The organism is Bacillus sp. ISL-39, from assembly GCF_018613295.1.
GTDB lineage: Bacteria > Bacillota > Bacilli > Bacillales > Cytobacillaceae > Mesobacillus.
Genome location: NZ_JAGGQM010000011.1, coordinates 155,800 through 167,873, shown reverse-complemented (window position 1 = coordinate 167,873; position 12,074 = coordinate 155,800). Strand labels below are relative to the sequence as shown.

The 12,074-nt window shown below is 43.3% G+C and carries 11 protein-coding genes; all 11 read right to left on the bottom strand.

What is annotated here, in order from left to right; genetic code table 11:
* Positions 1-253: 253 nt before the first annotated feature.
* A complete protein-coding gene (gene ytxC / locus J7E37_RS11225; RefSeq protein ID WP_215023936.1) occupies positions 254-1,129 on the bottom strand; it encodes a putative sporulation protein YtxC in 876 nt (291 codons plus the stop codon).
* 135 nt (positions 1,130-1,264) lie between these two features.
* Positions 1,265-2,194, bottom strand: coding sequence for a primosomal protein DnaI (gene dnaI / locus J7E37_RS11220; RefSeq protein ID WP_214777813.1), 930 nt, complete (start codon positions 2,192-2,194; stop codon positions 1,265-1,267).
* Between the two features lie 5 nt (positions 2,195-2,199).
* A complete protein-coding gene (locus J7E37_RS11215; protein ID WP_214777812.1) occupies positions 2,200-3,615 on the bottom strand; it encodes a replication initiation and membrane attachment family protein in 1,416 nt (471 codons plus the stop codon).
* A gap of 129 nt (positions 3,616-3,744) precedes the next feature.
* Positions 3,745-4,206, bottom strand: a complete 462-nt coding sequence (gene nrdR, locus J7E37_RS11210) for a transcriptional regulator NrdR (RefSeq protein ID WP_041967634.1) — start codon at positions 4,204-4,206, stop codon at positions 3,745-3,747.
* A gap of 127 nt (positions 4,207-4,333) precedes the next feature.
* Positions 4,334-4,738, bottom strand: coding sequence for a hypothetical protein (locus J7E37_RS11205; RefSeq protein ID WP_214777811.1), 405 nt, complete (start codon positions 4,736-4,738; stop codon positions 4,334-4,336).
* A gap of 104 nt (positions 4,739-4,842) precedes the next feature.
* The gene (gene speD, locus J7E37_RS11200) at positions 4,843-5,223 is read right to left on the bottom strand and encodes an adenosylmethionine decarboxylase (RefSeq protein WP_192471432.1); all 381 of its coding nucleotides are present in this window, start codon (positions 5,221-5,223) and stop codon (positions 4,843-4,845) included.
* A 381-nt stretch (positions 5,224-5,604) separates the two neighbouring features.
* Positions 5,605-6,636 (bottom strand): glyceraldehyde-3-phosphate dehydrogenase, encoded by a 1,032-nt coding sequence (locus tag J7E37_RS11195; protein ID WP_215023934.1) that lies wholly within the window; start codon positions 6,634-6,636, stop codon positions 5,605-5,607.
* A gap of 462 nt (positions 6,637-7,098) precedes the next feature.
* Complete coding sequence (gene coaE / locus J7E37_RS11190) at positions 7,099-7,707, bottom strand: dephospho-CoA kinase (protein ID WP_214777809.1); 609 nt, start codon at positions 7,705-7,707, stop codon at positions 7,099-7,101.
* Between the two features lie 25 nt (positions 7,708-7,732).
* Complete coding sequence (ytaF, locus tag J7E37_RS11185; RefSeq protein WP_214741753.1) at positions 7,733-8,365, bottom strand: sporulation membrane protein YtaF; 633 nt, start codon at positions 8,363-8,365, stop codon at positions 7,733-7,735.
* Between the two features lie 83 nt (positions 8,366-8,448).
* Positions 8,449-9,279: a DNA-formamidopyrimidine glycosylase gene (gene mutM / locus J7E37_RS11180; RefSeq protein WP_215023932.1), complete on the bottom strand. Its 831-nt coding sequence runs from the start codon at positions 9,277-9,279 to the stop codon at positions 8,449-8,451.
* Between the two features lie 39 nt (positions 9,280-9,318).
* A complete protein-coding gene (polA, locus tag J7E37_RS11175; RefSeq protein ID WP_214777806.1) occupies positions 9,319-11,949 on the bottom strand; it encodes a DNA polymerase I in 2,631 nt (876 codons plus the stop codon).
* Positions 11,950-12,074 lie beyond the last annotated feature (125 nt).

Here is a 12,074-nt window from a genome sequence, read left to right as displayed (position 1 = left end):
CACTCTTGCGCAAAATTAACGCAGGAATGGCTCTGGTTGCGGTAACGGCTTCTGCCGCCAGCCAATACTTGCCCTATGGCGTTCATAGCTGGAGTTCAGAGGTGGTAAGCGTTTCTTTTAGTGTTAGGAAGTTTTCAGCCAAGCCTTCCCTCTCTGGAAACCATTCAAGAATGCCCATGTCCTCATCATTACATTTACTATTGATTCAGTATGTACGTAATTATAGTTTGTAATGTTTTGAAAATCAAGTGGGCTATTGTATATTTTCACGTTCCTCTTTAAAAAAGTTTACCTTTTCATCTTGGAAAGCGGAAACCGGACTGACTTTCACACGTTCTTCAAAAAGATTGATAATCGTCCTCACTAACGGCTGGTGGGGATCGTCCGTGTACAAGTAAATGGTCTCAGGCGCAATTGACAGCAGCGGAGCAATCGTTCCAGAGTCAACATAGACAGGATGGTTGACAAGCAGCTTGCGGTCAATCGTTTTAAACAGATCACTCCGTTTCATTTCTGTGAATTGCTGATTATAGAAGGCCATATTTTCGTCAATCACCAGATATAAATAGGACATCTGCGGTTTCCTGTCCTCCAGGAAATCTCTCAGTGTATGCAGGAAAACCTGGTATTCTTGTTCCATCTTATACTCATCGATCGCAACCTCTACCCATTTCGAGAGCTGTTCAATATAGGCCTTCAGCCTGAACATCACAAATGAGTCGAAAGAAAATGAAATTCTCTCATTGAAAATTTCATTGATTGAACTCTGGATGATCCCTTGTTCCTCGACACCTTCCATGAAAGGAACAAGTTCTTTACGGCTGCCTTCTATGACGGAGTAAATGATATCAAGGATTTGATCCTGTTCTTCACTGTCATTATAAAAATATGATTCTGCCAGGATGGCTCTTAGCCAATCATCACGTTTCACCTTTAAAATAAAATCATAAACACTTTTTTTGAGTACCGGCATTTTTTCATTTTTATAAAATTCTTCTGGAATAAGCACTCTATTTCGATCTTCATGAAGAAGAATTGAATTCGTTTCCTGCCATGAAGCAAGCCTGGCGACTAAATGCTGATACAAATTCCAGGCATCCTGCTTTTTTTGGAAGATGATTTCAATCAACCATATCCCCCCTCTTAAATAATCCCTGATTATATATATGGGGGACTTGGACAATTTAGAAGTATCCATATGATGTATAAATGGTTATAAGTGCAAAAAAAAATGCGCCGCAGCTTGATTAGCGGCGGCACATTTTTATATTCTGCGATTCTTGCCTTCGACTTTTACCGGATCGGCAAGATATTTAATCCGTTCCATGATTCTTGCTGCCTTCAATTGTTCTTCTTCTCCCCGCTGGCTGTGCGTTAGATGATGCTCCAGCCCTTTAAGGTCGAAGTTCGATGTAAAGAAGGTTGGAAGGTTCTCCAGCATGCGGAACTGCAGGATTGTCCCTAGGATTTCATCCCTTGCCCAGCTGCTCATGGTTTCTGCTCCGATGTCATCAAGCATGAGAACATTTGCCTTTTTGATGGCTTCCAGCTTGTCATTGACAGTATGGTCACCAATCGCATTTTTCATTTCACGGAAAAATTCAGGCACATACACGATTAATGAGCTGACTTGTTTCTGCGACAGTTCATTCGCGATTGCCCCAAGCAAGTAGGATTTACCTGTTCCGAACGGTCCATGAAGGAACAGGCCCTTTTGCTTTTGGCCCGGATCATAATTCTGAACAAAATCTTTTGCCATCTTGATCGCATTAAACCTTCCGGCGTCAACCTCAATATCCCCGAACGATGCCTTCAAAATTTCCTTAGGCACAAAAATGCTGTTGATCAGGCGTGCGTTCTTTTGCTGCTCATCATGCAAGACCTTCTTTTTGCATCGGTCATATTTTATGTCAATGAAATTTCCTTTTATGAAAAGCTCTGGCTCATAGCCCTTGATCATATTCTTGCAGCCTGCGAGGCTCTCGCAATCTTCACAGCCTTTGCTCTGGTTTGAGAACTCATACAGCTTTGACATACTGCCGTCAAGCATTTCCCTGGTGATATACTCCGCATTCTCATCCAGGAATTCCTTGATGTGCTTATCTTGCATGACCTGCCTCTTAATCGCTTCATAGCGCTCCTGGAAATTCTGGTTATTTGCCAGCTTCTTCAATGTTTCATTAATGTTTTGCAAAAGGATCACCTCCCAGATTTGAATTTCTTCAGTTCTTCTTCAAGCTTTTTCTTTTCTATTTCAAAATCAGGGTCTGCGCCTGCAGGATCCGTTTGTTGCTGAGGTTCACCCTCGCCCTTTTTCCCAAACCAATCCGGCAGTACCTCTTTGCGGACCGGCTTTCTTTTGCCTGAAGAGGAAGAAGGTGTCTTCTTGCCATCAGCCCATTCAAGATACTGCCTGTGCTCGCTTTTAGCCAGCTGCATCGCATCCTTGACCGTCGATATCTGCTTCCTGGACCAGTGGCTGGCGATTTTTTCGATATAACCCTTTGCCAGCTTCATATCCGTCTTGAGCATAACATATTGAACTAAAACATTCACGACTCCCGGCAGCAGCTTTTGCTTGAACATAACCTCTTCGATGATCTGCAGGTCCCCTTTGGACGGCTCGGCACCACCTGAGAGATCGATCAGAAGCTGACGAGGGGATGTTTTTTCAAAATAAACCACCAATTCCTCTTCCTGCGTTTTCGGCTTCTCAATCCCAGCTTTATGCTGGACTGGCTGCGTCCGGTCCATAAGTGCAGGAAGCTGGTCCTGGTGTTCAAATTGGTACCAGTCACGGGCGGCTTTCCGTAATTCCTCTATATCAATTTCATTCTCAGCATTCACAGAGCTCAACACGATGTTCTTCATCTTCAGGGCATCAATTCCATATAGGAAAGCAAGATTGCTGATTGCTTCTTTAACCCTCGAGGTAAAAGCCTTTTTTGGTATGAGAGATTCCTGAAGTCCTCCCAAAAGCAAATCAAAGTTGAACTCCACAGGGTCAATCTGTATTTTGGAAGCCTCTGCCCTGCCAATGAATGCGTTGCCTTCCTCCGTGTCCAGATCGGCAGCTGAATCCTCATTATAGATAAGCGCCTGAGTAGGTACAGATAAGAAAACGTCCTGGAATGCCTTCGTAATCTCCTCATATCCAGGCTCGGATTCTGTACTTTTATCGCTGAAAAATCGCTTGAGCCGCAAAAACTGATTTTTTCCGACCTTGCGATACAAATAGACATTTAACATGCCATCAAGGAAGTATTGTTCAGGAGTCAGCGGCGGCTGCAATTCATAAATGAATGAACGCCCTTCCTCGCCATTTTTCACATAAGTCTTCAGCAATCCCATGCCTTCAAGTTTTTGGCGAGCCTGATAAATATCCTTCAGGTTCATATCCATGATTGTCATCAAGTTATGGTGTGTGACAGGCTGTGACCAAAGCCGGTTCTCTTCCAGTTCAGCCCATAGTGTCATATAAAGGCTTAAACAAGCTGGCCCAATCAAAGGCTGGTATAAGAAAGTGAGCACCTTGCGATCGTAGTCATGCAATAAGCCGCCAGATGCCACAATATATTGGTCTACAGGCAAAGTCTCCTGCCAATGCTGAGCCATCCTATTCCCTCCATTCCTCATCGTAAAAATAGAACTTTGTTTTATGGATTTTTAATCCCTTGCCGAAAATTCAGGGCAGCCTTAAAAAGAGCTGAAGTTCCCTTCAGCTCTTCAGGTGGTACCGAGGTGTTATGATTGTTCTCTCTTTAATAACTCTTTCAATTCATCAATAAAGACATTGATATCCTTAAACTGGCGGTAAACTGATGCGAATCGCACATAGGCGACTTCATCAATCTTAGCCAGCCTGTCCATGACCATTTCCCCAACGGCTTCGCTCTTAACTTCAGAGACTCCATGGCTGCGAAGTTCTTTTTCTACTTCGGAAACCAGATCCTCAAGTTCCTTCAAAGCGACTGGACGCTTTTCACAAGCTTTAATCAGACCGCGAAGGAGTTTTTCACGATTGAACTCTTCGCGCGTACCTTCTTTTTTTACGACAATCAAAGGAATTTCTTCAACCTTCTCAAATGTGGTGAAGCGAAATCCGCAAGCTTCGCATTCGCGTCTGCGTCGAATTGATCGGCTATCGTCAACCGGTCTTGAATCAAGAACCCGGGTAGAGTTATTTTGGCAAGTTGGACATTTCATCTCGATCAGCTCCGAATATTTTGAAATATAGAATGAGCGAAGGACCATTCACTTTTTTCGCCAATACGTCCCTAAGCATTCTCCTTATTATTATCTTATAAAAAAGATGGTGTCTGGACAAGTGGAACTATTGATTTCTATATTTGCCTGAGCCAATAAATGTGTGCGTTTTGTCCAGCTTTTCATATATCTTGACCAATTCTTGTTTGAGGGCAGGGTTGATGCCTGCCAATGAAAACTTTTCAGTAGAGATATGTAAGTCGACAGCGGTCTCAAATGGTTTTGTCGTGATCACAGTGGCCGTTAAAAAGGCAGGAATCTTCCCCTTCAGCTCGGCTGATATTTCTCCATGTTCCTTGGAAACATTCGTTATTTTGTATGAGGAGTCAGCCTTCAGCAAGTCTTCGACCGTCTGGAACACCTGGTTAAAGTTCGCTTTATAATAACGTGTCTTTAGCTGATCGTCCCTGTTGTTTTCACTTGTTCCGCTGAATTTCTCGTACCGTCCTGTTATGGATTTTAATAAAGACATCAAAAATCCTCCTGCATATTATTTCTACTAACAGTTTACCGTATTTTCAGGTAAATTAAAAAGAGGTGTATCGCTACACCTCTTGTGAATTTTCATATTTTCAATTATAGAGCCTTAGCTTGTGCTTGCTTTACATGCACAGGGCCCATGCCGCGTGGAATTTCGATATTCTCACGAGTTTGAGCACCTAAAGCTTCTGCAATATAGTCAGCTGCAATGTTAGGATTCAGATCGCCGCACGTATATACATCAATGCTGGCGTACCCGTGTTCTGGGAAGCTGTGAATAGTTAAATGAGATTCGGAAATAATGACAACTCCGCTTACACCTTGTGGCGCAAATTTGTGGAATGCCACCTCGCGGATTTCAGCACCCGATTTCAATGCTGCTCCAACAAAAGTTTGTTCAATAAAATCCATATCATTCAATTTTTCAAAATCGCAACCCCAAAGTTCAGAAATTACATGACGACCCATTGTTTCCATATTCAATTTCCCCCTCTAACAGTATTAGAATGAAATCCTTAGCTTCAATGGTATCTTAACTACCACGGGGGAAAGTTAGTCCAGAGAGGTCCTAACCCTTTAAGTAGCCAATTGGTACCGTTATTAAGAAGTTCACGATGACTAGTATACTTTGTTTATATTTTTTTTGCAACACATGAAAACAAATTTTTTTCATGAATTTCAGGCTTGAATTTTTATAGTCTGATAGATGGCCATCCCAAGGCCTTCCTTAGGGTCTTCCGCTTAAAAACCGGTATGTATTTTACATGGTGATCTCTGAAAATCACGAGTTAAAATGGGGAGTGATATTATACAAAAATAAAAAGCTTGCCGATAAGCAAGCTTTTTACATTATAAGAATTATCCTACCTTTACAGCTGCAGAGTTAGACATTGCATGAGCTACATGCTTTGTCAGGTCCACAACCCTGCTGGAATAGCCCCATTCGTTGTCATACCATGCAAGAACCTTTACTTTGTTGGCACCAATGACCATAGTAGACAAACCATCAATGATCGCAGAATGTTCATTCGTGTTAAAGTCGATTGAAACTAGCGGATCTGTCGTGATATCAAGGACGCCTTTAAGCTTTCCTTTTGATGCTGAATAAAAGGCATCATTGATTTCGTCCACTGTTACCTCACGATTCAAATCGACAACCAGGTCAACTAGTGAAACATTTGGAGTCGGTACCCTCAGCGCCATGCCATGCAGCTTTCCTTTAAGCTGAGGCAGCACAAGTGAAAGTGCCTTTGCTGCTCCGGTTGAGGTTGGAATGATAGATTGGCCGCAAGAACGCGCCCTGCGCAGATCCTTGTGCGGATTATCGATATTATTCTGGTCATTCGTATATGCATGTACAGTCGTCATCAAACCGTTTTCGATACCGAAAGTATCATCCAGCACTTTCGCGACCGGTGCCAGACAGTTTGTCGTGCATGATGCATTCGAAATGATATCATGTTTTTCAATGTTTAATGCGCTTTCATTTACTCCCATGACAATAGTGATATCTTCATTCGTACCAGGTGCTGTCAAAATGACCTTCTTAGCGCCAGCATCAAGGTGAAGAGCAGCCTTGTCACGTGAGTTAAATTTACCTGTAGCTTCTATGACAATATCAATCTTCATTTCCTTCCATGGAAGCTCAGCAGGATTTCGATTGCTTAATAGCTTAACTGTCTTACCGTTGACAACCAGGTGATCATCAGACGGGATGACTTCTCCAGCAAATTGCCCATGAGTGGAATCATATTTTATTAAATGCGCCAGAGTTTCAGCTGGATAGCTCGCATTAATCGCAACAACCTCAAGATTTTCTTCAAGAATGGCTCTTCTGAACACCATTCTTCCAATTCTCCCAAAACCGTTAATCGCAATTCTCGCCTTCATTGTACGGCCCCTTCCGAATTAGTGTTATACTCAATTACACCTTTGTATGGTATTAGTATAACATATTAAAAATTATTTGTGATAAATAAATGCACACATTTAAAATATAAAATAATTCTGATAATAATAATCATTTAGGGTGATTAAAAAGTTAATGAAAAACCATCAAGGATATAAAATGACTCTTGATGACTGTGGAACCTTGACTACTTCGGTTGAAAAGCAGCTTGAATACTCTTCATAACTTTTCTTACGACCATCTATTGAGAATTAATTAGCTTTCATGGTCTTTATAACCTCTTTATTGACCATCCTCCTAGATGAAATCAGCTTTCATGGTCTTTATAGCCTCTTTATTGACCATCCTCCTAGATGAAATCAGTTTGGATTGTCTTTATAACTATAGATACAACTATCCAGCCAGAAAAAAATCTTCTTGAATTAAGCCAACAAAAAAAGAGCCTATTCGGCTCTTAAGATTTCCCATTCACTTAAAATATCCATCAGCTGCTGCTTCGATTGCTCGATGCTGCCGCTGTTATCGATGACTGCGTCTGCCAGACCGACTTTGTCCTTCAGCGGCATTTGTGATTTGATCCTCGCAGCGGCCTCTTCTTCCGAGAATCCGTTCCGCTTCATCAGTCTTTCCAGCTGGGTTTGCTCATCCACATATACGACGATGATTTTTTCGACGAGTCCTGTCAGCTTGCTTTCAAACAGAAGCGGAATGTCCAGGACGACTGCCTTTTCATCTGCGGCTTCAGCATGAGTTCTTTTATGTGCCATCCGCTCCCTTACGGCTGGATGGACAATAGAATTAAGCAGCAACCGCTTTTCTTCATGGTTAAAAACAATCTCACCCAATTTAGGTCGGTTTATCGTGGTATCATCATTTAAAATTTCAGTGCCAAAATGGCTGACTATATCATTGTACGCTTTCTCTCCTGGTTCAACAGCAAGCCTGGCTTCGATATCTGCGTCGATCACAGTGATGCCCATGTCAGTGAACATAGCTGATACTGTGCTTTTTCCGCTTGCTATACCTCCCGTCAATCCTATAACTAATGACATTCTCCCTTATCCTTTCAAGGGCCTGTTAAAGCTTCATCAGCCCGATTATGATCAATAAAATTCCTGGTACAAAAGAAAACCTTTGCATCCATCCGCTCTCCGAAAAATAACTGCCCATTCTCATCCCTGCATAAACAAATAAAGAACTCATGCAGGCAACTGTCAATGCCAGATATCCTGGTGAGAACCCTAGAAATGCTGCCCCTACCCCTGCACCGAATGCATCAAGCGACAGGGCAAGCCCGAGCATGACAGCCTCGATTCCATTGATCGTACCCGACCGGTCAAAATCAGCTGTCATTGGCTTTTTCAAAATATTGATGACGATGCCTAGAGATTTGATTTCAAGATTCAGGATGATTTTTTCGTGGCAGAGCAATTCTGTTTTGTCTTCGCGGAAAAATTGGAATAAAACCCATCCGCCTAAAACGATCAAGACAGTGCCACCCAGCGTCTCTGCCATTCCTGGTGAAAAAAAACTCTCGAGAAAATGCCCGATCATCATCGCTGCCATCAGGACGACAGCCGAACAAACCGCAATTACAGAAATCGATTTAATCGGGATCTTCATTTTTCGTAATCCATACGTTAATCCTACACTGAAACTGTCAAGGCTGACAGCGAATGCAAGTAAAAGCAGGGAGATTGTTTGTGCCATAAACTGAGCTCCTTCCTGTCAATCGCTACGTTAGTATATGGAAGGAGCCCATTTATGGTGAGAAAATCAATAAGCCAATATATTTAATTAAGCTTCTGGCACGACGGGCAGTAATGCGTTCCCCGTCCGCCAACGACGGTTTTCTCCAATGGTGTTCCGCAAACCTTGCATGGTTCACCCCTGCGCCCGTATGCATAAAGCTGAAGCTGGAACATGCCGATCTGCCCCTGTGAATTGACGTAGGAACGGATCGTGCTGCCGCCTTTCTCAACAGCTTCGGAAAGAGTGCTGACAATTTCCCTGTAAAGCACGGCCTCCTCTTCCGGAGACAAGGAGTTCGCGATTCTTTCCGGATGGATTTTTGCCCGGAACAATGCCTCATCTACATAGATATTCCCGAGACCAACAAGGATTTTTTGGTCCAGCAGAGCAGGCTTTATTTTTCGATTCGTTTTTTTCAGTTTTTCCGAAAGCCATTCCACTGTAAAATCTTCTGAAAAGGGTTCAGGCCCTAAATCGGCGAGAGGCTGGGTTTCAAACTCTTTCCCTTTTTCATACAGGTGCATTGTGCCGAATTTCCTGACATCCTTGTAGCGCAATTGAGTTCCATCGGTAAAATGGAAAATGACGTGCGTGTGCTTCTCCACAGGTTCCTCCGCATTGAAGACTCCATATTTCCCTTCCATTCTTAAGTGGGAAACGAGCGCGAAATATTCCGTATAAAGAATCAGGAATTTCCCTCTCCGGCCAACCTCTTTAATCGTCTGGCCTTTCAGTGCATCGTTGAACTGCTCGACCTCATCCGGAGTTTTAATCATCTTTGGCCAAAAAACAGAGACTTCTTTTATTTCTTTTCCTATCGTCAGAACCTCTAATGTCCGTCTGACGGTTTCAACCTCTGGTAGTTCAGGCATTTTATCCCGCCTTTCTCTGTAAAAATCCTGTTGCGGCTCCTATTTTGCGTCATACCAGGTCGGGCCGTATGAGAAGTCCACCTTTAACGGAACCTTCAGCTCAATGGCATTTTCCATGACATCTGGCACTATTTTTTTCAACAGTTCGATCTCATCCTCAGGTGTTTCAAAAATCAATTCATCATGTACCTGAAGCAGCAGTCTTGTCTTTACACCCTCTTCGCGGAGTCTCTCTGCCATATCAATCATTGCCTTTTTGATAATATCTGCGGCACTGCCCTGGATCGGGGTGTTCATAGCCGTCCGTTCCGCAAAACTTCTTAGGTTGAAATTGCGGGCAGTGATTTCCGGAATATATCTGCGGCGATGCAATAATGTCTGGACATAGCCCTTGGCCTTTGCATCCTTGATGATTTCGTCCATATACTCCTTCACTCCAGGGTAGCTCTCCAGATAGCGGTCAATGAATTCGCCCGCTTCCTTCCTTGTGATATTCAGGCTCTGGGATAATCCATAATCGCTGATTCCGTACACAATCCCAAAGTTGACCGCCTTCGCATGCCGGCGCATATTTGAAGTGACTTCATCTTTCCCTACATTGAACACTTCCATCGCAGTCTTCGTATGGATGTCCATATCATTCCGGAAGGCATCGATCAGTTTCTCATCTCCCGCAATATGGGCAAGGACTCGCAGTTCAATTTGCGAATAGTCAGCTGCAAATATGACCCATCCTTTTTCTGAAGGAACGAATGCCTGCCTGATTTTCCGGCCTTCTTCAAGCCTGATCGGGATGTTCTGCAGGTTAGGATCCGTTGAGCTTAGCCTTCCAGTTGCTGTTAAAGCCTGGTTGAATCTTGTATGGACTTTTTCCGTCTCTTTATTGACGACCTTTTGCAATCCTTCAATATAGGTCGATTGCAGCTTTCCAAGCTGGCGATAGTTAAGAATTTCTTCAATGATTCTATGCTTTGGCGCCAATTTTTCAAGGACGTCCGCCGAAGTAGAATAACCTGTCTTCGTCTTTTTCGCAGCAGGCAGCCCCAGCTTTTCAAACAGGATGACACCTAATTGTTTAGGCGAGTTGATGTTGAACTGTTCTCCTGCCATTTCAAAAATCTTTGTTTCTATTTCGGCTAAACGGCCTTTGATTTCTTCGCCCATTTTATCCAGGCGGTCCATATCCAGCTTGACGCCCTGGTATTCCATATCCGCAAGGACAAGCGACAATGGCATTTCAAGGCTGCTGAAAAGATCATGCTGGTCATTGTCCCATAGCTCCTGCTCAAGCTTTTCTTTTAATGACACAAGTACAGCCGCCTTGCGTACAAGATGCTCTCCAAGGATGCTTTCCTCAGGAATTTTTCGTTTAGCACCTTTTCCATAAACTGTATGGTCTGACTGCACGCTCGTGAATCCATGCTGTTTCGCGATCGCCGCAAGGTCGTCCGGCGACTCGGAAGGATTGATTATATAGGATGCCAGTGACACATCGAAATCAGCACCCTTCAGGTGGATGCCATGATGGCGCAATGATACCTCGGATCGTTTCGCATCATAGACTGTTTTTTTGCTGGACTCATCCTCGGCCCATTTCTTGAACTCCTCAGACTCCAGGGCAATTTTTACAGGCAGGTAGAAGCTTCCGTTTTCATTTACAACAGCAAAGCCAATAATATCGGCGTAATGGTAGTTATCTTCAAGGACTTCAACATAAAAGCCATTATCTTTAGCAAAAATACCTTGTTCAATTTTATCCAGTTGCTTGAACTCGATGTCTTCAAGCTCTGCATCTTCTGCTTCCGCAACTGCGCCCAGCTTGTCCAGCAGGGAATTGAACCCTAGCTCTTTGAACATTTTCACGAGCTTCTCGTTCTCTGCACCTTCATACTCAAGCTCGCTCAACTCTAGTCCTACAGGGGCTTCACGAGTGATGGTTGCGAGTTCCTTGCTCATGACAGCCTGGTCTCTGAACTCCTCCAGCTTTTCCTTAAGCTTTTTCCCGCTGACTTGTTCAACCGAAGTTAATAGATTTTCAAGTGTGCCGTATTCCTTCAACAGCTTGATTGCCGTCTTTTCCCCTACACCAGGAACCCCTGGTATATTATCCGATGCATCACCCATGAGACCTTTCATATCAATGATCTGGTCGGCAGTCAGACCATACTTTTCCTTGATATGCTCAGGTGTATATTCTTCAATATCGGTAATCCCTTTTCTTGTGATACTGACTGTGGTCTTGTCAGAACTCAGCTGTGTCAGGTCCTTGTCACCTGAAATGACCTTCGTTTCGAAGCCTTCTTTTTCAGCCAGCAAACTCAATGTACCGATAATATCATCCGCTTCATAATTCTCCAGCTCATATTGCGAAATGCCATAGGCCGTCAGCAATTCACGGATAAATGGAAACTGCTCCGAAAGCTCCGGCGGAGTTTTTTGCCTTCCTCCCTTATACTCGCTGAAGGTTTTATGCCTGAAGGTCGTTTTTCCGGCGTCAAACGCAACAAGAATATGCGTAGGCTTCTCATCCTCGAGAATTTTCATCAGCATCATCGTAAAGCCATAAACTGCATTGGTATGTATCCCTTTTTCATTATTCAACAGCGGCAAAGCGAAAAAAGCACGGTATGCAATACTGTTGCCATCTATCAACACAAGCTTTTTAGACATGTTATTCCTCCTCTTTATTAGTAAAGCGCAAGCGCCTTGGTCAGCCGATTCCAAGTACATTTGTGCATGACTTTATATAAAAAAAAGACCGTTAGATTCCTTCCTATTTTATCACGAGAGATGAT